Source organism: Actinoplanes sp. NPDC051470, assembly GCF_040682035.1.
Taxonomy (GTDB): domain Bacteria; phylum Actinomycetota; class Actinomycetes; order Mycobacteriales; family Micromonosporaceae; genus Actinoplanes.
Window position 1 is genome coordinate 1 of record NZ_JBFBAA010000039.1, and the last position, 23,790, is coordinate 23,790.

The 23,790-nt window shown below is 69.0% G+C and carries 9 protein-coding genes; 4 read left to right on the forward strand and 5 right to left on the reverse strand.

The window, feature by feature from the left end:
- From AB0M54_RS41620 to AB0M54_RS41630, 3 genes are all read left to right on the forward strand, one after another.
- On the forward strand, positions 1 to 4,121 hold a 4,121-nt coding region (locus AB0M54_RS41620; protein WP_364477743.1), incomplete at its 5' end, for a type I polyketide synthase.
- Positions 4,118 to 4,885, forward strand: coding sequence for an alpha/beta fold hydrolase (locus tag AB0M54_RS41625; protein ID WP_364477746.1), 768 nt, complete (start codon positions 4,118 to 4,120; stop codon positions 4,883 to 4,885). The genes AB0M54_RS41620 and AB0M54_RS41625, both read left to right, overlap by 4 nt.
- Positions 4,886 to 5,074: 189 nt before the next feature.
- Positions 5,075 to 5,203, forward strand: coding sequence for a hypothetical protein (locus AB0M54_RS41630; RefSeq protein WP_364477749.1), 129 nt, complete (start codon positions 5,075 to 5,077; stop codon positions 5,201 to 5,203).
- A gap of 60 nt (positions 5,204 to 5,263) precedes the next feature.
- Here AB0M54_RS41630 and AB0M54_RS41635 read toward each other — a convergent pair whose 3' ends face one another.
- From AB0M54_RS41635 to AB0M54_RS41645, 3 genes are all read right to left on the reverse strand, one after another.
- Positions 5,264 to 6,637 (reverse strand): fibronectin type III domain-containing protein, encoded by a 1,374-nt coding sequence (locus AB0M54_RS41635; RefSeq protein ID WP_364477752.1) that lies wholly within the window; start codon positions 6,635 to 6,637, stop codon positions 5,264 to 5,266.
- 152 nt (positions 6,638 to 6,789) lie between these two features.
- Positions 6,790 to 8,829 carry a prolyl oligopeptidase family serine peptidase gene (locus AB0M54_RS41640; RefSeq protein WP_364477885.1) on the reverse strand — a complete coding sequence of 680 codons (2,040 nt, stop codon included), beginning with the start codon at positions 8,827 to 8,829 and terminating at the stop codon, positions 6,790 to 6,792.
- Between the two features lie 347 nt (positions 8,830 to 9,176).
- Complete coding sequence (locus tag AB0M54_RS41645; RefSeq protein WP_364331598.1) at positions 9,177 to 9,950, reverse strand: hypothetical protein; 774 nt, start codon at positions 9,948 to 9,950, stop codon at positions 9,177 to 9,179.
- A gap of 322 nt (positions 9,951 to 10,272) precedes the next feature.
- Here AB0M54_RS41645 and AB0M54_RS41650 point away from each other — a divergent pair, with 322 nt between their 5' ends.
- Positions 10,273 to 11,865, forward strand: coding sequence for a methyl-accepting chemotaxis protein (locus tag AB0M54_RS41650; protein ID WP_364477755.1), 1,593 nt, complete (start codon positions 10,273 to 10,275; stop codon positions 11,863 to 11,865).
- Positions 11,866 to 11,928: 63 nt separating this feature from the next.
- On the opposite strand, the gene AB0M54_RS41655 is transcribed toward AB0M54_RS41650, so the two are convergent.
- On the reverse strand, positions 11,929 to 13,752 hold the full coding sequence (locus tag AB0M54_RS41655; RefSeq protein ID WP_364477758.1) for a PAS domain S-box protein: 1,824 nt from the start codon (positions 13,750 to 13,752) through the stop codon (positions 11,929 to 11,931).
- 331 nt (positions 13,753 to 14,083) lie between these two features.
- A complete protein-coding gene (locus tag AB0M54_RS41660) occupies positions 14,084 to 23,350 on the reverse strand; it encodes a thioester reductase domain-containing protein (RefSeq protein WP_364477761.1) in 9,267 nt (3,088 codons plus the stop codon).
- Between the last annotated feature and the right edge of the window lie 440 nt (positions 23,351 to 23,790).

Here is a 23,790-nt window from a genome sequence, read left to right on the forward strand (position 1 = left end):
TCCTCGCCCGCCACCTGGTCGCTGAGCGGGGCGTAAAGCGTCTGCTGCTGTTGTCACGGCGTACCCCCGAAAAGGGTTTGATCAAAGACCTTGCCAAGCTCGGCGCCCAGGTCGACACCGCACGCTGCGACGTGTCCGACCGCGCGGGGCTGGAGCAGGCGCTGGCAGCGGTGTCGCCAAAGCATCCCCTGACCGCGGTCATCCACACCGCCGGAGCACTCGACGACGGCGTCATCGAAGCCCAAACACCCGAACGCCTCGACACCGTCCTCAAACCCAAAGCCGACGCCGCCTGGCACCTCCACGAACTCACCAAGAACAGTGACCTCGCCGCGTTCGTCCTCTACTCCTCCGCCGCCGGCGTCCTCGGCGCTGCCGGCCAAGGCAACTACGCCGCCGCCAACGCCTTCCTCGACGCCCTCGCCGAACAACGCCAAGCCGAAGGGCTGCCCGCCCTCTCCCTGGCCTGGGGTTTGTGGGAGCAGACCAGCGGCCTGACCGCCACACTCACCGACACGGACCACCACCGCATCCGCCGCAGCGGCCAGCGGATGATCACCGCCGAACACGGAATACGCCTCTACGACACCGCCACACACCACGGCCACCCACTCCTGATCGCCGCCCCGACCAGGCCCGGCCTCGGCACCGAAGTCCCCGCCCTGCTGCGCGGACTCGCCACGGCCCGACGCCCGCAGAACCCGGCCGGGGCGGCTGACCGGAGCGTCCACGCCCTCAAGTCGCGCCTCATCGGCCGGACGGCCGCCGAGCAGCACCGCCTCATGCTCGCCTTCGTGCTCGGGAACGTGGCCTCCGTGCTCGGTCATGGCTCGGCCGACGCCATCGCGGCCGACAAACCCTTCAAAGACCTCGGCATGGACTCGCTGACCTCGGTCGAACTGCGTAACAGCCTGGCCAAGGCGACCGAGCTGCGGCTGCCGGCGACGATCGTGTTCGACCACCCGACCGCGGATGCCCTGGCCGCGCATCTGCTGGTGAAGCTCGGTCTGCCGGCCGCGTCACAGCCCCCCGCCGAACCGGTGGCGGACCGGGCGCCGGTGAACGAGCCGATCGCCATCGTGTCGATGGCCTGCCGGGTGCCGGGTGGCGTCACGTCGCCCGAGGGCCTGTGGCGCCTGGTGGAGTCGGGATCCGATGCGATCTCCGCGTTCCCCGGCGACCGTGGCTGGGACGTCGCGAACCTGTACTCGCCGGACCCGGACGCGCCCGGCAAGTCGTACAGCGTGCAAGGTGGCTTTCTGGACGGAGCGGCCGCGTTCGACGCCTCCTTCTTCGGGATCAGCCCGCGGGAGGCGCTGGGCATGGATCCGCAGCAACGGCTGCTGCTGGAGACGGCGTGGGAGGCGGTCGAGCGAGCGCGTATCGACCCGAGATCGCTGCGCGGCCGCGATGTGGGCGTCTACGTGGGTGGGGCGGCGCAGGGCTACGGGCTGGGGGCCGCGGAGGCGCAGCGGGACAACCTGATCACCGGTGGCTCGATCAGCCTGCTGTCCGGGCGCCTGTCCTATGCGCTCGGGCTGGAAGGACCGGGACTGACCGTGGACACCGCGTGCTCGTCGTCCCTGGTCGCCCTGCACCTGGCGGCGCAGGCGCTGCGGCAGGGCGAGTGTTCGCTGGCGCTGGTGAGCGGGGTGTCGGTGATGCCCACCCCGGACGTGTTCGTGGAGTTCTCCCGGCAGCGCGGCCTGGCGTCCGACGGCCGGTGCAAGTCGTTCGCCGCCTCGGCGGACGGCACAAGCTGGTCCGAGGGGGTGGGTGTGCTGGTGCTGGAACGCCTCTCCGAGGCTCACCGGCTGGGGCACCAGGTCCTTGCGGTCGTACGCGGCACCGCGGTGAACTCCGACGGTGCGTCGAACGGGCTGACCGCCCCCAACGGCGCGGCGCAACAGAGGGTGATCCGCCAGGCGCTGGCCAACGCCGGACTCGGCACGGCGGACGTGGACGCGGTGGAGGCGCACGGGACGGGTACGACGCTCGGCGACCCGATCGAGGCCGAGGCGATCCTGGCCACGTACGGGAAGGACCGCTCCACACCGGTCTGGCTCGGCTCCCTGAAGTCGAACATCGGGCACACCATGGCGGCCTCGGGCGTCCTCGGCGTCATCAAGATGGTCGAGGCCATGCGGCACGGCGTACTCCCCCGGACGCTGCACGTGGACGAGCCGTCGCCGCACGTGGACTGGGCGGCCGGCGAGGTCGCGCTGCTGACCGAGAACCAGCCGTGGCCCGGCGACGTGCGGCCGCGCCGGGCCGGCGTGTCGTCGTTCGGCCTGAGCGGGACCAACGCGCATGTCGTGCTGGAGCAGTACGAGGCGCCGGCCGCACCGGTCACGGCGAAGGAGAGCGGGCCGCTGCCGTGGGTGCTGTCGGCGCAGAACCCGAAGGCATTGCGACAGCGGGCCGGGCAGTTGGCCGCGGCCCTCGCCGAGGACTCGACGTGGCATCCGCTCGACGTCGCCTACTCGCTGGCGACCACGCGCTCCGACTTCGCCCACCGCGCGGTCGTGGTAGGCGCCGACCGCGAGGATTTCCTTCGTACGCTGGGGAAGCTGGCCGACGGCGCCGGCTGGCCCGGCCTGATGACCGGGACCGCGAAAACCCGGCGCGTCGCCTTCCTGTTCGACGGGCAGGGCACGCAGCGGCTGACCATGGGTCAGGGGTTGTACGAGAGTTTCCCGGCCTTCACGCGGGCCTGGGACACGGTGAGCGCGGAGTTCGGCAAGCACCTGGACCATCCGCTGGCGGACGTCTACTTCGACGGAGTCGGAGGCGCCGCGGCGACCGCCAATCTCGTGGACGACCCGCTCTACGCCCAGGCGGGCATCTTCGCCGTCGAGGTCGCGCTGGTCGAGCTGCTTGCGGAATGGGGTGTACGCCCGGACGTCGTCACCGGCCACTCGATCGGTGAGGCCGCGGCCGCGTACACCGCCGGAATGCTCTCGCTGTCGGACGTCACCACCCTGATCGTGGCTCGCGGAGCGGCGCTACGGGCGGCGCCCCCCGGGGCCATGCTCGCCCTCCGGGCCGGTGAACAGGAAGTACGGGACTTCCTCGACGATACGGGCGCAGCGCTCGACCTGGCCGCGGTCAACGGTCCGGCGGCGGTCGTCGTGTCGGGTGCGCCGGACGCGGTGACGGACTTCGCCTCGGCGTGGACGGCGTCGGGGCGCGATGCCCGACGGCTGAAGGTCCGGCGTGCCTTCCACTCCCGCCACGTGGAGGGGGTGCTGGATGATTTCCGTACGGCGCTGGAATCCCTGTCCTTCCGTACCCCTCTCCTGCCGGTCGTGTCGACGGTGACCGGACGCCTGATCGATCCGGCCGAGATGGGCACGCCGGAGTACTGGCTGGACCAGGTCCGGCAACCCGTCCGCTTCCAGGACGCCGTCCAGGAACTGGCCGGACAGGGAGTGGGCACCTTCGTGGAGGTCGGCCCGTCCGGGACGCTGGCGTCGGCCGGGATGGAATGCCTGGACGGTGACGCCACGTTCCACGCCCTGCTGCGTCCCCGCTCGGCCGAGGACGTCGGTGTGCTGACCGCCCTCGCCGAGCTGCACGCGGGTGGGACGGCCGTCGACTGGGCGACGGTTCTGGCCGGCGGCCGGCCGATGGATCTGCCGGTCTACCCGTTTCAGCACCAGTCCTACTGGCTCGCCTCGGCGGCGCCGGAGCCCGCGACGGAAACGGTCGCCGACGACGAGCCTCCCCAGACGGACGAGCCGCGCACGATGCTGGAACTCGTCCACCTGGAGGTGGCCGGGGTCCTGGGCATCACCGACCCCGACACCATCCTGGACGACGCGTCCTTCCTCGAGCTGGGCTTCGACTCGCTCAGCGGCGTCCGCCTGCGCAACCGCCTCGCGCAAGCCACCGGGCTCACCCTGCCGCCCACTCTGCTGTTCGACCACGTCACGCCGGCCGCGCTGGCCACCGAGCTGGACGCGCTGCTCGACGTGGACGTGGACGCGGCCGGGGTCCTCGACCTCCTCGAGGAGGTGGACGAGCTGGACGAGGAGGCTATCGCCATGAGCGCGGCGGAACACCGGGCCATCTCCGACCTACTGGCCAAGCTGTCCGAGAAATGGAAGGTCAAGGGATGACCGCTCCCCCGCGTACGGCCGCTTTCGACAAGTGGGTGACCATTGCCACCCCGTCACCGCAGAGCGCGGTCCGGTTGGTGTGCCTGCCACACGCCGGTGGATCGGCGAGCTTCTTCTTCCCCGTGTCCCGGGCGCTCGCACCGCGGGTGGAAGTGCTGGCCGTGCAGTATCCGGCCCGGCAGCAACGGCTGCGCGAGCCGGGCATCGACAACATCCCGGAGTACGCCGACCAGATCTTCGCCGTGCTCGCGGAGCTCGACGACAAGCCGCTGGCCCTCTTCGGGCACAGCATGGGAGCGATCCTCGCGTACGAGATCGCCCTCCGCATGCAGCAGGCCGGCCGCCCGGCACCGGTGCGGTTGTTCGCCTCCGGCCGGCGCGCACCGTCCCGGTACCGGGCCGACCGAATTCACGAGGGTACGGACGCCCAGGTCGTCGCCGAGCTCAAGCGCCTCGGTGGCCCCAACCCGGCGCTGCTGGCCGACCCCGAAATGCTGGAGCTGATCCTGCCCGCGGTCCGCAGCGACTACACCGCCATCGAGCGGTACCGGCACGAGCCCGGCCGCAAGCTCGACTGCCCGATCACCGCCGTCATCGGCGACAGCGACCCCCGGGTGTCGGACGACGAGGCCCGGGCATGGGCGGACCACACCGCGGGCACGTTCGACCTGAAGACCTTTCCCGGCGACCACTTCTACCTGGTCGGCCAGGCCCAGAACGTCATCATTCTCATCGACCGGGCCTTGGCGACCCCCAACCGGTAGCAACCGTGCCCAGACCCGCCCGTGGGGTCGCCGCGGGCTCCGACTTGTGCGCGGTGACCGCAGGCGGCGCCCGGCCAACCAAAGGTCGTACTTGAAATCCCCCCGGGATCCAACTTCCCGCAGAGGCGGAAGGGGCCGTCGGATCGGAGAATCTACGGCGTCAACGCACCGACGTCGCTTGGAGTGATCATGTCTGTCGCAACGAACGACCGGGAAGCCATCGCGTGGGCCTGGCCCGCCGTGTTCCTCATGTTCATGCTCGGGGCGGTGGGCAGTGTCGCGTACGCCGCGGCGTGGTTGTGGGAAACGTTCGGCTAAGCAAAGCCGCCTGCGGGAACCCCTGACAACCAAGGGTTCCCGGAGGCGGCAGCGGGTGACTCAGGCCGCGATCCGCCGGCGGCGGGCGGCCACCGTCAGGGCGGCGCCGCCCAGCAGCAGCGCGACCGCCACGCCCACCAGCACGCCCGCGCCCGGCCCGGTGACCGGCAGACCGCCGCCACCCTCGCCCGGTGCGGTGATCGTGATGTCGGTGTCCTGGCTCAGCGGCAGGCCGTTCGCGCCGATGCCGAGCGCCCGGATCACGTGCTCACCGGTCACGCCGGGCGGCAGGTCGACGCGCAGGGTCGCCACGCCGTCGGCGCCGGCGATCGCCGTGCCCAGCACGGTCGGCGTGGAGTAGAGCGTGAACGTCACCCGCGCGCCGGGGTCGTAGACCTCCGCGTGCAACTGGACGCGGTCGCCGGGCACAGTGCGCGGCCGGTCGAGGTCGATGCCCTTGTTCGTAGTGGACGCGGGCGTCGCCGCGTCGCTGAGCGGGCTGACCGGCGAACGGCCCAGATCGGACAGGGCCACCACCGAGAAGCGATACGGCGTCCCGTTGTCCAGCCCGCCGATCAGGCACGACGTGGCGGTCGCGCCGCCGGAGCAGGTGGCGCCGCCAGGGGCCGCCGTCACCAGATACCCGGTGACGGTCGAACCGTTGGCCTCCGGCCGCACCCAGGTGATCTTGACGGCGCTGTCCCCCGCGGCCGCGGCCGGCTTGGCCGGTGACGACGGCGGGGCGGGCGGAGTGGGCGGAGTGGACGCGCTGACCGTGGCGGCGCCGGTGACGGTGGCGCTCGCGTCACCGTCGAAGCCGCTGTTGCTCTTCGCCGTCGCGGTGACTGTGACGGCGGACGACGCGCCTTCGGACAGTCCGGTCACGGTGATCAGGCCGTCGCCGTCGTCGGTGGCGGTGGCGTCGTTCGTCTCGGCGAACGTGTAGTCGTACACATCGCCGTCGTAGTTCGTGATGGTGAACGTGAACCCGGTGGCGGTGCGGGTGACCGCGGAGAACGCCGGCGTCTCCGCGGGGGCGTTCTGGGCGCTGTTCGTGTACGACGAGCACGCGGTGCCGCCGCCGGCCAGGGCGGCGTTGAACTGCACGGTGGCGCTCTGGCCGGGGTTCAGGCCGGTGACCGTGGCGGTCACCGGGGTGTCGCCGGTCGCCCAGCTGGTGCCGCTGAGCGAGGCGGTCCCGTTGTTGGCAAGCGCCGTGATGTTGCCGGCCGTGGCGAACGAGCTGGTCACCTCGAAGGTGAAACCGCTCGTGCTCCGCACCGGGTTGCCGTACACGAGGCCGTGGCAGGCCCACGCCGGGCCGGCGGTGCCGGTCACGACGGCCGCGGACCCGGCGACGGCGAGGAGGCCGGCCACGAGGAGGCGTGCCGGGGTACGACGGCGTGCGCGCCGCGGAGGTGGTTGCTGGACCATGGTGCTCCGTTTCTGATTGCCCGACCGGGCGTTCGGCCGGCCGACAGTCAGGACACCACAGAAGTATAGCTTTCCCGGCATAACGGACAGCGTGTCGAGAACGCCATCATGACAGAACCAAGGATCGGACGATGAGGCCGCCGCAAGGCCTTTCAGTCATGTGGTGCAGGGCTTGCAACACCGTGCAGCTCGCGCCAGAGGTACTCCAGTGTCAGTGCCGAGAGAATGGCGGCCTGCTCGTTGTCCGCAGCAGCGCTGTGCCCGCCCTCCACGTTCTCGTAGTAGAAGACGTCGTGGCCCTGTGCTCGGAGCAGAGCCGTCATCTTGCGTGCGTGTCCGGGATGGACGCGGTCGTCGCGGGTCGAGGTGACGAACAGGCCCGGAGGGTACGACCGGTCAGGCCGGACATTGTGGTACGGCGAGTACTTTCGCAGGTAGGCCCAGTCAGCCTCGTCGTCGGGATCACCGTATTCTGCGGTCCACGAGGCGCCGGCCAGCAGCTTGGTGTAGCGGCGCATGTCGAGAAGCGGCACGGTGGCAACGACCGCCCCGAACAGTGTGGGGTAGCGGGTCAGCATGACACCCATCAGCAGCCCGCCATTGCTGGCGCCCTCGATACCCAGCTGTGCCGGGGTGGTGATCCCGCGTGTCACCAGGTCGGCCGCGACCGCGGCGAAGTCCTCGAACGCCTTGATCCGCTTGTCCCGCAATGCCGCCTGATGCCACGCCGGGCCGAACTCGCCGCCGCCACGGATGTTCGCCACGGCATAGGTGCCGCCTCGCGCGAGCCAGCCGCGCCCCATGACGCCGTCGTAGTACGGCGTCTGCGAGATTTCGAAGCCGCCGTACCCGGTAAGCAGAGTCGGCGCGGTGGCAGACCCACCCACGACGAAGTACGGCACGCGGGTGCCGTCGGCCGAGGCGACGAAGTACTGGCGTACCTGCATGCCGTCCGGGTCGAAGAATGCCGGCGCCCGCTTCAGTACCTCGACGCGACCTCCGACGGTGCCCAAGCCAAGGGTTTCCGGCCGCAGGAATCCGGCCGAGGCGATCAGGTACGAGTCGTCGTTGTCGGGGTCGGTGTCGACGATCCACGCGTCGTCGAGTTCACCGGCCCCGGACAGTGGCTGCCGACGCCATCCCGAGGCGCTCGGGGTAAGCAGGTGCAGGTGGGTCCGGACGTCAGCCATTGTGGCGATGAGCAGGTGATTGCGCGTCCACATGTACGAGCCGAGCGACGTGCGGTCATCGGGCTGGAACAAGACACTCACGTCGCGCCGGCCGTCGAGGTACGCGCCGAACGGGGCGGCCAGCAGCACACCGGCCGGATGAGTGACGCCGCCGACCGTCCACGGCGACCTGAGCAAGATCAGCAGCCAGTCCCGGTGGATGTCGCAGCCGGCGTCGTCCGGCACGTCGATCTTGACAAGGTCACCGGTCGGCCGGCGCAGGTACAGCTCGCTGCGGTAGAAGTCCAGGGTCCGGCCGACGAAGTCGCGCTCGTGGCCGGGCGTCGGGTCGTGGCCCGCGCTGACCGCGATGTCGTCAACCTGCCCTTCATATACGAGCTCCGCCTCCGACAGCGGGGTGCCGCGCCGCCACCGCTTCACCACACGCGGGTAGCCGGAGGTCGTCAGGGTCCCCGACCCGAAGTCGGTCGCGACGTAGATGTGGTCGGCATCGATCCAGTCCACGTCGCTCTTCGCCTCGGGCAGTGTGAAGCCGCCCTCGACGAAGGCCCGGCCGCGCAGGTCGAACTCGCGGACCGCCATGGCGTCGGCGCCGCCCCGGGACAAATTGACCAGGCAGCGGTCGTAACCGGGTTCCAGCACTGTGGCGCCGCCCCACACCCAGTTCTCTTTCTCGGCCGCGCTCAGCGCGTCGACATCGAGCAGGACGTCCCACGCCGGCTCGTCGCGCCGGTACTGCTCCAAGGTGGTCCGCCGCCACAATCCTCTCGGATGGGCGGCGTCCTGCCAGAAGTTGTAGTAGAGGCCATCGCCGCGCCAGCCCGGGTAAGGGATCCGGTCCTTGCTGTCGAGCACCTCCCGGATCGCGTCCTTCGCCCGGACGAAGCCCTCACCGGCGAACGCGGCCAGCGTCTCGGCGTTGCGGCCCGTCACCCATCGCACAACAGCTGGCGAATCCGACTCTTCGAGCCACAGGTACGGATCGTCGGCATCCTCGTACAGTTCGGCCTCCCCGGCTCGATCACGTAAACGATGATCGCACGCTCAGAAACCGACCGGTCGGTTCACGGTCAGACTCAACAGCCGCAGTTACCAGGAAGTCGGCCCCTCCGATCCCCATCGCGGCCGATCGACATCGGGCTTTAGCGGACTGATCCACCCCTCCGTCGCCGGCGCGCGTCCATTTCGGTGAACTCATCTACCGCAGACGTACGCGTTTCATTCTCGTGCCTCTCGCCTGGCGTGATTGATGTACTGGCGTCGCGAGGTGGAGCCGGCCCGTGCCGGGCTCCGCCCGGGTGGGCGGAGCCCGGCACCGCTCAGCGGGATCCGTCAGTAACGACGCTGTGTCAGTAGAAGACGCAGTTCTGGGTGCCTGGGCACTGGAACCGCGTGGTCTCCAGCGGCGAGATGAACCGCGGCATCTCCGGCTCGTCGTCGGTGGTGAAGACACCGACCACCGAGCCGTAGTAGTCGGCTGCGTTGACGAGCCGGTTCCCGTAGAGCGTGCCGGTGTCCCATCGGGCCGCTACCCCGGATGCGATTCGCCGGCTGCCGCCGTAATGGTTGCCGCAGCTCAGATCCGGCCAGAAATCGATGGCCTCCCAGCAGTTCGCGGCGACCGCCTCGAAGCTGACGCCGGGCCCACTGTCCCAGATGAACGTCTCCCGCCACTGCGCCTGGCGACCGTTCAGGTTGGTGCGGATGACGATGTCGAAGCTGCCGATCAGTGTCGGCCCGCTGCCGTACGCGGCGTTGCCCTTTGTCTCCTCGAGGAACTTGTTGCCGAACGGATTGCGGTGGCAGACGGCCTCGTTCTCGCACCACGAGTCGTAGTCGTCCGCGAGGGCAGACGCCGAATCCGTACCGGAGGTCAGCGGCGCCACCGGCGTCAGCGACTGGGTAGCCTTGCCGTTGGCGTCGCGCCTCGTGACGGTCAACCCCGCCGCGGTGCACGTCCATGCCGGGGCCTTGCTCTCGGCGGCCAGTTTGATGCACGGCGCGAAGATCTCGGCAGCGCGGTCGAGCTTGGCCGGCTCCTGAGCCGCCGCGGGCCCGGCTCCGACCATTGACAACGCCAACGCTGCGACGACGGCGCCAAGCAGCACACGGAATCTGGACACGTTATCCCCGTTCCGGTGACGGTCCGCACCGATAGCGGACCTCGTGTCCGAAGAGCATCATTTCGGTGCTTCACATGGGCTTCATCCCGTGCTCGTTCTTCGGCTCAGTGGGCCCGGCTCGCGGCTGCTATTTCGGCGTCGGCGACGTGACGCACCATCGCTGGTGGCGTCAAACACTTCAGGGCCGTACCACAAACCAAGCTTTTCTGTCCGGTGGAGCCGAGATTCGACTCTGGCCGCGTGGGCCGACGTGAAGGGTGATGATTACGACGTTTGCTTGATCAGGGGCGGTCCGGGGATCTGATGTGATCGAGGTGTCGCGGTGAGAAATTGGAGTATCGGCCGGCGGATCGGTGCCGGTTTCGCCGTCGTGGTGATGACGATGGCCGCGCTGGTCACGGCGGGCGTCGTCCAGGTGCGCAGCATCGACTCGAAGCTGACGATCATCAATGACGAGAACGCGGTGAAGCAGCGCTATGCGATCAACTTCCGGGGCAGCGTGCATGACCGCGCCATCGCGATCCGCGATGTGGTGATGGCGGGCGGCGCTTCGGAGGTCGACGACGAGGAGACCCTGATCGGGAAGCTCGCGGACAAGTACAAGGACTCGGACGCGAAGATGCAGCAGATCTTCGCCGACCCGGCGGCCACCAGCGATGACGAGAAGAAGGCCTACGCGGCCATCAACCAGGTGCAGGCCAGCACTTTGCCCCTGCTGCCCGAGGTGATCGAGCTCAAGCGGGCCGGGAACCAGACGCAGGCGATGACGGTGCTGAAGGAGCAGGCCAAGCCCGCCTTCGTGGAATGGCTGCGCGTCATCAACGTGTTCATCGATCTAGAAGAGGCGATGAACAAGAAGGAGACGGCCGCGGCCCGGCAGACCGCGGGCAGCTTCAACGCTCTGATGGCCGCCCTCTTCCTGGCCGCCATCGTGATCGCCGTCCTGGTCGCCTGGCGCACCACCCGCACCATCACTCAACCGCTGGCCGAGGCGGGCGAAGTCCTCAGGGAGGTCGCGGGCGGCGACCTTACCCGCCGCCTGCACGTCCAGTCGGCCGACGAAGTCGGGCAGATGAGCGGCTCGGTGAACACCGCGCTCGACGCGGTCGGCTCGGTGCTGACCCGGCTGGCCGCGAGCTCCGCGACCCTCGGCACGGCCAGCGACCGCATCGGGGAGATCTCCGGCAAGCTGGCCGGTGGCGCCCAACGCTCCTCGGAACAGGCCGAGATGGTGGCCGCGGCGGCCGGCGAGGTGTCCCGCAGCGTTCAGACGGTCGCCACCGGCTCGGAGGAGATGGGCGTCTCGATCCGTCAGATCGCCCACAACGCCAGCGAGGCCGCCCAGGTCGCCGGGCAAGCCGTCACCGTCACCCGGACCACCACCGAGACCGTCTCCCGGCTGGGCACCTCCAGCCAGGAGATCGGCGACGTCATCAAGGTGATCACCAGCATCGCCGAACAGACCAACCTGCTCGCCCTCAACGCCACCATCGAGGCGGCCCGGGCCGGCGAGTCCGGCAAGGGCTTCGCGGTCGTCGCCGGGGAGGTCAAGGACCTGGCCCAGGAGACGGCCCGAGCCACCGAAGACATCTCCCGCCGGGTGCAGGCCATCCAGGCCGACACCAGTGGCGCGATCACCGCCATCCAGGAGATCTCCCGCATCATCGCCCAGATCAACGACTATCAGACCACCATCGCCTCGGCGGTCGAGGAGCAGACCGCGACCACCACCGAGATGAACCGCAGCGTCGCCGAGGCCGCAACCGGCTCGGGTCACATCGCCGCCAACATCGACGACGTGGCCACGGTCGCCCGAACCAGCAGCGAACTGGTCGGCCAGTCCGAGCATGCCGCCGGCGAGTTGTCCGCGGTAGCCCGCGAGCTGCGGGAACTGGTCGGCGCCTTCCGCCTGTGAGCGATGGGACGTGCCGTCGGCCGCAACGGGGCCGGCGGCGCGTCACCGGACTGTTCGCAGTGTTCACCACCTTCTTGTCATTGGCCGGCTTCGGGCGGCCGGGAGGTGGTGTGCGTGGCGGTTGCTGGTGGCTGCACGAAGGCGCGGACGCGGGTGAGCAGTTCCTGGCTGGTGAAGGGTTTCTCGACGTGGTGACGCCGTCGGGCAGGGTACGGCGGTCAGCGCGGCGCCGGCCCCCATGGCCCGCTTTCGCGGCTGGGCGAAGTAGGTGTCGCGCTGGTGCGGGTGCCCACCGCGCAGACGCTCGGGTACCAGGACGTCGACGCACCGGCCGAGCAGTTCCTCGCGTTGGTAGCCGAACATCCGTTCGGCCTGGGCGTTGATCAGGGCGATGATGCCGTCGCGGGTGACGCCGATGATCGCGTCCGGGGCGGCTTCGAGCAAGCCTTCGAACATCGCCTCGGCGCGCTCGCGTTCGCTGATGTCACGGGAGATCGACGCCACCCCGGTGGCCTGGCCGTTGGCGTCGGTGATCGGCGAGAGGGTCAGCGACACGGTGATCGTGGCGCCGTCCTTGCGGCGGCGCTTCACGCGGTACTGGTCGATCCGGTCTCCGGTGGCGATGCGGGCCATCAACTGGCCCTCGGCGTGTTCCTGTCCGGGCGGGAACAGCATGGACGCGTACCGGCCGAGCACCTCGTCGCGCCGGAAGCCGTAGAGTTGTTCGGCGCCGGTGTTCCAGCTGGTGATCACGCCGTCGAGGGTCTTGCCGATGATCGCGTCGTGCGACGACTCCACGATCAAGGCGAGGCTTTGCCGTTCGGCGAGGATGTCGGCCCGCCCGGCCAGCGCCGCGGCACGGTGAGCCAGCTCGGTGAAAGCCGCGATGTCGTCCTCGGCGAACAGGCTGCGGTAGCGGTTGAGCAGCAGCAGCGCACCCGGGCCGTTGCCGGTGGGCACCGGCGCCACGGTCACGAACCGGGTGCCGCTGGCCCGGGCGAACATCACCGCCGCCGGCGGTGGATGAGTCCACCCGGCCAGGGCGTCGATCGGGCTGTCAGCGCTCAGCAGCGCGTCGCAGTCCGAGCTGGTCTGCTCGTAGTCGCCGGCCGGCAGGCCGGCGTGTCCGGCGACTTGCACCGTGCCGGTGTGTGTCCGCATCAGGATCACCACGGCCTCGGCACCGAGCACCGTGGCGGCTTCGTCGCAGAAGTGCTGCCACGTGCGCGTCGCCGGCTCGTCCGCGGGCGCGTCGACCAGTCGGCACAGCACCGCGGAGGTCACCTTCTGCGACCAGCTGCGGCGCAACGCGCGCGGCGGCACGAACGCCACCAGATACAACACGCCTGAGATCACGGCGACGGCCCGTGCTTGCACCGCCTGGCCGGTGGCGGAGATCAGCAGGGCGGAACCGATCAGGCCGGTGCCGGCCGCGGCACACCACAACCGGGCCCGCGCCGCGCCGCCGCGCTTCCGCGCCTCGGCACCCAGCAGCCACGCCGCGAGACCCTCGCCGATGAAGAAGACGCCGACCGCGGACCAGACCAGCGGTCGCGGCACCGGCTGCTCCGCGGAGGTCAGCACCGGCACCACGGTCAGCCATGCCGTGAACGCCACGGGCCACCACCACGAGGGCACCGGACGCAACCGGCTCACCAAACGCAGGCTGAACAACGGCTTCGCCAGCAACAACGCGATGGCCAGAACCATCACCGCTCGCGGCGGGATGCCCATGAACAGACGTAGCAACCCGACGACGAACAACATCGCCACCGCCGCGAACATCCACATCACGTCACGCAGCAGCGGATCCCGGCGCCGCAGATACCACCAGCTCACCCAGGCCAGAACCACCACGAACAGCGACGTGACCAGAAGCAGCGCCATGGAACCTCGGTCCCGCCGGCCGCGAGCCCGGCAATAGGGGCAATTCGGTTCAGGATATTGCAGAAGCGCGAAGTCATGTTCAGAAACACGACGTATCTGGCCGGCTCACGTTCGAGCTGTTCGCCGCCCTGGCTGAGTTCGAGCGTGTCCTGCCGCGCGAACGCACCAACGCCGGGCCGGCCGCCATCGCCTCCACCCGGGCCGGCGGCCGACCTCGCAAGATGACCACATGACCGGTGGGGCGAGTGTGTCTAGAACAGGTCACGGCTGGGCCGGGTGCGGCAGCGTCGGCGGGTTCGGGATCGCCCGATCGGCAGCTCGCCGACACTTCTTAAGCCATCCGAATCCCCTTGTCCTCCACGAACCGCGTGTACTGCGCGAACGCCACATCAAGCTCTTCCTGGGTCACCCCGTAGTGATCGAGCGAGTAGCGATGCGTGGGCGCGCCGGTTCTCTGAGCCGACTGCCGGTCGTACCATTTCCGGGTTCTGGCACGGCTCTGATCGTCGAGTGTCCGGCCACAGTGTTCGTAGACTTTCTCCGCGACACCCTCCGGGTTCTCAACAAGGTCGCGATAGCTGACGTCGAGGAATCGGTCTTCGAGTTCCGGGTGGGCGGCTCGGAACCGGGTGGCGCCGAAGAGCATGCGGCTCATCTGGTCGAGCTGTTCGCGTCCGATCGCTACCGGGTCGGATGTGTGGGCGGAAGCGTTTCGCACCGATTCGGTGAGGCTGAACCAGGACGGCATGAATTCGTGCGGACTGCGATGGGTCTGAATGAAGATCGCGTCCGGATAGGTCGCCAGCAGCGTTTCCAGCTCAGCGAGGTGGAACGGCATCTTGAGCAGCCACTGGCGCCGGGGAGCGGCCAGCCGCACACCGCGTTGCCAGCCGAGATGTTGCAGCGTACGACGATGCAGATCGTAAGCCAGGCCGGAACGCCGGCCGGTCAGCCAGTGCGCGTACTCGGGGACATGGAATCGCACCGTGTACGACCACCCGGCGAAGGACTGGTCCAGGAGCGGGAAGTCCTCTTCCGGCGCGTCGATGTCCACCTCGTGGATGCCGTGCATCGTTTCGGTCAGCTCATCGGCCGTCAGCAAATCGTCGACGTACTCGTTCCGTGCCGCCTCGGGTTTACCCACGGGTAGCGCGGGGTGCGCCAGCTCGGCCGGACGTAGCGCCCAGAAGCGGTCGCCTTGCGCAAGGAGCCGGTGCAGCAGCGTCGTTCCGGTGCGGTTGATGCCGATGATGAAGACGGGGCGCTCGACGGGCTCGGTGGCGATGGCCGGTTCTTGCTGGTACTCGCTGGTGAGCGCCGCACGGTTGGTCAGTGTTCGGGAGAACAAGAAATTGACGCCGGCGAGTCGTTCCTCCCGCAGCCGCGCTGCCGGGTCCCGCATCGCATGAACCAGTTTGTCGAGTCCTTCGACGAGTTTGGCCGGGTAGGCGTCGTCGAACTTCACGGAGAAGCGTTCGGCCAGATGACCGGCGCGACGAAGCAGGGCGTCCACGTCGAGGGAGGTTCGTGGCCGGGGAAACGGCCAGGTCTGTTCGTGCCGCACCATCCAGGAGAGGCTACGGGCGGTAGTGGTGATCAGCCCGGGCCAGGCCGGCGGTACGAGCGCGTCGGCGGAGAGAGCGTCGGCGGTGACCGGAGGCGCCGATGGCGAAGCCGTCGGCGCGAACCAGTACCGGGCGAAGTGATCGACCAGGCCCCAGTGCTGGTGGAGGGGCGAGCGGCTCCCCCGGGCCAGGCACGCGTGCCGGAACTCCGCGTAGCTGCATTCTCTTGTCTCGACGCCGAAGTCGGCCAGGTCCAGGCCATGTTCCACCGGGCGCGGGTTGACCAGATGATAGGTCGTCCGCCGGCGGCCGGGGTTGCGGGAGATCGAGACGAGCAACTGGCTGACGGTGTCCACCGGCTCGGTCCATGCGTACCGGAAGCCGGTCGGCCTCAGGCCGACGTCGAGGACTGCCATCATGATCCGGGTCTTGATGTCGCTGCTCTGGAGGTAGCCGGTCTCCCCGGACAGCGTGGTCTGCGGCAGCCGCATGATGGCGACCGGGACACCTGCGCTCCCGGCGAATCGCATGCCGTGCTCCACGACCAGCTTGGACCACGGGTAGCCGAGCACATCGGGCGGAGCGATCGACTCCAGCGTGTCGAGGTCCGGGTCGTCGCCGTCATCGATGCGATGGCCGCTGAACTCCCCCGCGAAATTGCTGAAGTACTGCGGGAAGACACCCATCGTCGAGGCGTAGATGAGGTGTTTGGTACGCCGACGCAAGGTCAGCTCGATGATGCCGGCGAGGCTGGCGGTGTTGGCCACGCGCACGGTCGAGTAGGGAGACAGGAGGTTGACACTGGCCGCGAGGTGATAGACGGCGTCGAGCTCGCCGCTGAGCCGATCGAAGTCCGGTTCGGTAAGACCGAGATCGGCCTGTTGGATATCGCCCGGCCACACTGTCAGGCGCTCCGCGTAGCCTTCGTCCCAGATCTCGGCCTCTCGCATGGCCGCCCGGATGCGTTCCAGGCCACGCGCGGGATCGTCGGCGCGTACAAGGCAGTGCACGGTCAGCTCTGGGTTCTGTCGCAACAACTCATGCAGGACGAATCGTCCGACGAAGCCGGTCGCGCCGGTGAGCAGAACGGCCCGGAAACGGTCCGGGCTTACCGGGTCGGTGACACCGTGGGTGTGCACCGCGGCGCCGATGGTGTGTTGCAGCCGGTCGAGGTCGGCCTGGCACTGGGCCGGCAGCCGGCCGCCGCGTTTCCCGGTCGGCTGGGGCGCCCCGGGTTCGGTGTCGGGCCGCAATATTGCCTCGGCCACGGATTCCGGTGTCGCTGTGGTCATCAGCTCCAGCAGGCCGACCCGGCGCCGGAACCGGGTGGCGATGAAGCCGGCGAGTTCGGCGACCGAGATGGAGTTGAGTCCGAAGGACCTGATGGGCTCACGGGCACCGATCCCGTCGTGCCCGGAGAGGGCGGTGATCTTGTCAGCGATCTCCCGCACGATGTCTTCGACGGTATCGCCCGTGCCACCTGCCGCGACGAAGGCCGCGTCGTTGGCGAGCCAGTGACCGGTACGCATGTAGTCGGCTTGATCGACGCCGCCGGGCCGGCTCGCCAGGTCGGCAGAGACGAGGTGCCCTTCGGGCGTCCCGCGTCGCAGCGCGTAATCCAGGTTCGCGATGGCCAGGGCAACGCTGATCGGCGGTATCCCAGCCGCCTTGGCCAGGTGAAGCACCCGCGGATCCCGGATGGCCATCCCGACCTCGGCGACGGCCGCCATGTTGTAGGCGAGGGCGGGCAGGCCGAGTTCACGCCGGTGCGCCGCGAGTCCGTCGAGGAACGCGTTGGCGGCGGCGTAGACCGTCTGTCCCGCGTTGCCGAAGGTCGACGCGATCGAGGAGAGCAGGACGAAATGGTCCAGCGGGGAGCCGCTGGTCGCCTCGTGCAGGTGCCATGCACCATCCGCCTTCGGCGCGAACACCGTTGTCACCGAGTCGTGAGCCACGTTGACCAGCAGCTGGTCGTCCAGGACAGCAGCGAGATGGAAGACGCCCTTGAGCGGCCGGGTCAGGCCGGCGATACATCGGTCGACATCCTCCCGGCGGGACACGTCTCCGGGTACGACGTCGATCTGGACGTCCTCGCCGGGGAAGAACTGGGCAATGTCGCTGGCATCACGGACCCACTTGGCGGTGCGGCCGCTTCCCGGGTCCCGATCGAGCAGAGTCAGATGCCGGGCGCCGACCGAGACCAGGTAGGAGACGAGGCGCAGGCCGATGCCCCCCATGCCACCGGTGACAAGGTAGGTCGCCTCGGCGTCCAGGAACGGGCGCCGATCGACCACCTCGAGGCCGGCCGCCTCCTTCTCGGTGGGCGCGGTCAGGACCAGTTTTCCCTCGTGCTGCCCGTTGGCCATGAACCGTAGTGCGTTCTCGTAGTCGCCGTACGCGAAGGGCTTCACCGGCAGTGGCGGTACGGTGCCGTCCTCGATCAGCCGGAGGCATGCCTGGGCCAGGGCTCGGGCGTGAGCCGGGTCGTCATTCAGCAGACGGTCGACGTCGATCGCGGCGAAACGAAGGTTCTTCCGGAACACCGCGAGGCCAAGCGCGTTGTCGGCGTAGATGTCGACCTTGCCGATCTCGCAATGCCAGCCGCCGGGACGCAGCGCCCGCAGACACAGGGTGATGTGGTGCCCGGCCAGCGAGTTCAGCACCACATCGACGCCCTCGCCGTCGGTCGCCGCCATCAGCTCGTCGTACCAGGAGTAGCTGTGCGAGTCGAAGGCGGCCTCCACACCGAGATCGAGCAGGCGGGCACGCCGCTCCGGCGTGCCGGCCGTGGCGTACACCGTGGCTCCGGCGTGCCGGGCGAGCGCGATCGCGGCCTGGCCCACTCCACCCATCGCCGAATGGACGAGTACCCGTTGACCGGCGCGTAGCCGGGCCAGGTCGATCAGACCGTGGTACGCCGTCAGGTAGACCGACAGCACCCCGGCCGCCTGCTCCATCGTCAGCCCGGGCGGAGCGGGGAAGACGGCGTCGGCGTCGACGACGACGCGGTCACCGATGCAACCGCCCTTGAGGAACATCACCCGCTGGCCGGCGGTCAGGCCGCTCACCGCCCCGCCGGTGGCGACCACGGTGCCGCTGCCCTCCATGCCGACCTCCCGCCCGAGCGCAGAGTGCTCGTAGGAGGCAGGGGGCAACAGGTCCATGGTGACCATGACGTCCCGGAAGTTCAGCGCCGCCGCGGCGACATCGATGAGGACCTGGTGCGGCCCGGGTTCCCGCGGTGACTGCGTCCGCATCGACAGGCCGCCGAGCTGTCCGGGCGAATTCAGCATGAGACGGTACGGTCGGCCGATGTCGGCGGGGACGGTGGCGTGTCCACCGGGCTCGCGGGCGAGCCGCGGGGCGTAGAGCCGGCCCGATCGGATCGCCAGTTCCCGTTCGCGCACGTCGTGCCGGGCCAGCCAGTCCAGCACCGGCAGGTCTGCCGCGTCACCGACGTCGACCAGCCGTAGGTCCACCGAGATCCCTTGGTCGAACTCGTGACCGAGCGCCCGGACCGCCCCCCACAGGGCGGCACCCCGCGGCGAGTTGACGTCCAGAACGGACCGCCGGGTGACCACGGTCAGCCGGCACGGCACGGCCGGGAGTTGTGCCCGGGCGTTCGACAGCGCCTGCGCGAGCAGCAGAAACCGGGCCGTGAGTTCCGCGCCGGAGGGATCCGCGTCGTCCTCGCCGGTGCAGAAGACATCGATCGAGCACAGAGACCGCAGCCGCTCCTGGGTCGCATCGGAGTACAGCGACTGTGCGTCGAGCGAGTCGAGGGGCTCACCGCCGTCGCCGATGACCCAGCGCGGGCCGGCCTCATCGGTAGGCCCGTCGTCGAACGGCTCGCCCGGTGAGCTCCACGCGGCAACCCGCTCGTCTCGGCAGATCAGAGTCCAGCCCGGTCCCGGCGGATCGAGCTCGCGATCCGGGTTCCGGATCACAGCGACGCCGCCCGGCACCAACAACCGCCGCAGGAAGGCCCATCCCGCATCGGTGAGCCTTGTCGTTCGGGCGTCCGCGAACACCGACTCGCACGCCGCCGCGCGCAGGAGCCCGGTGTCGAGATCGATGGAGTCCGGGTCCTCGAGGTCCGCGGTCGCGACACGTACCGCTGGACCTTGTTTGAACGCGTCGAACAACAGTTTGGTGCGCTCCGCGGTCGATCCGAGCAGCCACAGCTCGATCTGTTCAGGGCCGGGTGCACGGCTCAGGTACTCCGCGGCAGCCGTCCGATCCGGTTCGAGGGTCTGGCTGAACTCCGCCACCCGCCAGGTGCGGGCCGTGTCCCCGCGTGTTCCGGACGCCAGCGCGGTGACCACGGCGGACAAGGTCAGATCCTCGGCGGCCAGCTGGCTGAGCAGGCCGCGCGTGTCGGTCACGAACTTCGGCTGCCAGTTGATCACGAACTTGCTGCGTTCGATCACGTCAGCCTTGGGGTTGGCCATGAAGCTCGTGTACTCGGCCAGACGGGCCACGCGTTCGCCGGTGCCGGCGTCGTAGACGACCAGACTTCCGGTCCCCTGCTCGCCCAGCGCCAGGCTCAACTGGCCGAGCTCGTGCGCTGCCATCTCGCTCGGCGGAATGAAATGGCACACCAGGTGGCCCGAGGTGGGTAACCGGTCGATGGTCAGCCCGCGCATTCGCCGCGGAAAGCCGGAGATGTCGGAGCACTTCATCACGAAGTACAGGAAGGCCTGGAGGGCGCCGTCGAGCAGCGGCACGGCGAAGTGGTACCCGGCGTGCCGGCCGTCGCGCCAGAGCGCGTCGTCCAGCCGCAGATCCAACAGCAGTTCCTGGGTCGCGACATCGCGCTGTACCCGGGTTACCGGCTGGAAGTGCGGACCGTACTGGAAATAGTCGCCCAGTACCGCGTTGAGTTGTCCGTAGAAGGCTTCGCGCGAACCCATTCCGCCGTCCTCGGTGAACCGGGACCGGTCCAGGGTGGCCAGAACGTTTGACGGGTCCTCCGTGGGCGGCGTGCGGCGGACCCGCCCGGTGCAGTGCAAGGTGCTCTCACCGGTCGCGCCGTAGCTCAGAGACAGGATGCGGAACGAGTACTGACCAGGCTCGCCCGCCTCCGGTGTCAGCTCGGTCCGCAGGCGGAGCGCGACGTTCGTGACCGGGCAGGGCTGGTGGAACTCGACGTGGTCGAAGGAGGCGGGTGCACCGCCGAGCGCCTCCAGCACCATCTCGACGTACCCGGCCGCAGGCATGATGGGAGCGTTCTGTACGCGACGGTCGGTGAGCCAGGAGAAGTCCGCCGCGCTCATCCGCACCTCGAAGCGCGGGTGCTCGTCGGGCATCGCGCGGCCGATCAGTGGGCCCGCCGAATACAAGCCACGCTTGACCAGATGCATGTCATCGTGTGCCGGATCGAACGTCACCACGTCGTTCCTGGGATGGAGCGGCAGCAGGTGGCTGATCGACCGCGGGTTCGGGTACTGCGCGGCGAAGTCGAGGGCCACGCCCTGGCGGAACAGCGCGCCGAGCGTCTCGTGGAACGCCGCGCGGGAATCGGTGTCCCGGCGAAGGGTCGTCACCCGGGCTACATCGGCGGATTCCTCCAGACACTGGTGGACGGCGCTCAGCAACACCGAATGAGGCGCCACCTCGATGACCACGTTCGGCTCCAGTTCCGCTGCGGCGGCTTGCACCGCGGCCCGGAACCGCACGCGCTCACGGACGTTCGACCACCAGTAGGCCGCGTCCAACCGCTCGGTCGGACAGCCGGTAACGCTGGAGACAAAAGGTACCGACGGCGAGCGCAGGCGGTCAGCCAGGAAGGCCAGGCCCTCGCGCAGCGGCTGCTCGATCGGATCCATCGCCCGGGAGTGGAAAGCCACGTTGCCCCGCAGCATCCGGTGCGTTATCGCGCGCTGCCGCAGAGCCTCCGTCAGCGGGATCAGCGACGCCTCGGCTCCGCAGACCACCGTACTCACGGGTGAGTTCTCACATGCGATCTCGAGGCCGGCGTCCGGCAACTCAGCCAGCAGCGCCTCGGTGCCGGCCAGATCGAGGTCCACGGCCAGCATCCGGCCCGACCCGGCGGTGCGCTGCTGCAAAGTAGACCGGTGGAACGCCAGCCGGGCGGCGTCGGTCAGGCTCAGAATCCCGGCCGCGTACGCCGCGGCGACCTCGCCCGCGCTGTGGCCCACGACCCCATCGGCACGAACTCCCCACGAAGCCAGCAGGTCGACCAGGGCAGCCTCGATCATGAAGATCGCCGGCTGGGCGAGCCGGGTCTCGTCCAGTTTCCCCTGCGGTTCGTTGAAACAAGCTTCACGCAACGAATACCCGGCTTCGTGCTGCCACACGGCGTCGATGGCGTCGACGGTCCGGGCGAAGATCGGGGCGGTGGCGTAAAGCTCACGACCGCAGCCCGCCCATTGGGTTCCCTGGCCGGCGAAGACCATCAGGATGCGCCGCTCCCGTTTCCGCTCCTCGACCTCGGAGACTTCCGGGCGGTCGCGGACGAACGCGTCCAGTTGTGCGACGAGATCCTCCGGCCCCGTGGCGGCGAACGCCGTCCGGACTGGGAAGTGGGTCCGGCGGCGGCTCATGTTCGCGGCGAGCGTGTACACGTCGAACGGTGGCGAGCCGGCGAGCAGATCACGGTAGGCCGCAACGCTCTCCCGCAGCGCCTCAGGGGTACGGGCCGACAGCGGGAACAAGTAGCCGGCGTCAGGCGCCACCGGCCGGGAGTACATCGCCTCACGATCGGGGCGGTACTCGGCCAGTACAGCGTGACCGTTGACACCACCGAAGCCGAACGAATTGATACCGACCAGGGCCGGCCGGTCACCGAAGGCCTCGCTCGTCGTCTGCACTCGCAGTCCGGTGAAGTCGATATCGGGATTGGGCACCGCGAAATGGCTGGAGATCGGGGCGTACGCCCGGTGTTCGAACATCAGCAGCGTCTTGAGGAGGGCACAGGCGAAAGCCGCGGCCTCCATGTGCCCGACATTGCTCTTGACGCTCGCCACCCGCAGCGGGACAGACCTCGGCGGTTCACCGAAGACCTCGCGGATCGCGTTGCCCTCGATCCGGTCGCCGACCCGTGTCCCGGTCGCATGCGCCTCGAGGTAGTCCACGTCGCCGGGCGAGATTCCGGCTCGGCCACACGCGCTCCGCATCAGATCCACCTGCGCATGCTGAGTCGGGGCGGTGATCATCCGCCCGGCTCCGAGACCCTCGGCGCCATCGGCCGCGCCGGCCGTGTTCACCGCCGTCCCGGCGACCACGGCCAGGATGCGATCTCCGTCGCGCTGCGCCGCGGCAAGCGGTTTGACCAGGTATACGAACGCGCCCTCCGAACGCATGTAACCGTTGGCCGCCGCGTCGAAGGAATGGCAGGCGCCGTCCGGGCTGATGACCCCGAGTTGCGCGAAGGCAGCACTGGTCAGGGCGCTGCCCAGATGGTTGGACGCACCGACCACGGCCTGGTCGCAGTCGCCGCCGGCAAGGGCGGTCACCGCCGCATGCAAGGCGGTCATCCCCGACGAGCACGCGGTCATGTAGGTGGCGGAGGGTCCCATCAAGTTGAAGGTGTACGAGATGCGACTGGCCAGCATGTCGGAGCTGGATCCGCTGACGCTGTATTCGTCCGGACCGAACAGCGGCCGCCAATTCGTGGACGAAGAATCCTGAGCTCCGATAAAGACACCGGTACGACTGTTGCGCAATCGCTCATGGCCCCAGCCGGCGTGCTCGAATGCCTCCCACGTGCAAGTCAGCAGCGTGCGGGACTGCGGGTCCATGGAATTGGCCTCAGGCACGGACACGCCGAACAAGCGGCTGTCGAACAGGTAGAAATCGTCTCCGGACAGCAGACCTTCATAGGAGGAGCCGAATCGATCGGGACCGGGCCGACCGGCGGATGGTTCGTATCCCGGGCCGTAGCGGCCGGCAATCGGCTCCCGGATGAACCCGCGCTGGCTCAGCAACTGCCAGAACTGGTCGGCGGTACGAATTCCCCCTGGCAGCCGAAACGCGTATCCGACGATGGCACATGCGGCGCTGTCTTCCACGATGACCTCGCTGAACGACGATGGGCCGGCGCCTCGAGCGTCCGCCGATGAGGAGAAGGGCGCTCGGGCCGGAGCCGGCGGACAAGTGGATTGCTGCGACTTCCCGTATCAAGCAATCGCTGATGAGGAATTCTTCAAGCGCATTCGGCCGAGGTCCCCGGCTGGGATGGAAATGCGAGCCTTCGAAGACGACTGTGACCACGCAGCCCGGCCCAGCGGCCTCGGCTGGTTGAGCCGGGCAAGTCCGCTCGTAGCGGCTACCGCGGTGAGCAGAGCGGCGCGTTTGAAACGTTCCAATCACGTTCCATTTTTCTCCTCCTTCAACCGGACGTCTGCTGCCCTCATCGCTATGGACGATCCGGTGAGGCCGGAGTTCAGTGCGTCGCCAGTGAAAGTGTTCACAGTGGAGGGGCCGGCGATCGCGCAAAGACTCTCAGGCC

Bases quoted from the DNA above. Each gene is read 5' to 3' on its own strand.
- AB0M54_RS41625 (WP_364477746.1), top strand. From the start codon at position 4,118: ATGACCGCTCCCCCGCGTACGGCCGCTTTCGACAAGTGGGTGACCATT.
- AB0M54_RS41635 (WP_364477752.1), bottom strand. From the start codon at position 6,637: ATGGTCCAGCAACCACCTCCGCGGCGCGCACGCCGTCGTACCCCGGCA.
- AB0M54_RS41630 (WP_364477749.1), top strand. From the start codon at position 5,075: ATGTCTGTCGCAACGAACGACCGGGAAGCCATCGCGTGGGCCTGGCCC.
- AB0M54_RS41655 (WP_364477758.1), bottom strand. From the start codon at position 13,752: ATGGCGCTGCTTCTGGTCACGTCGCTGTTCGTGGTGGTTCTGGCCTGG.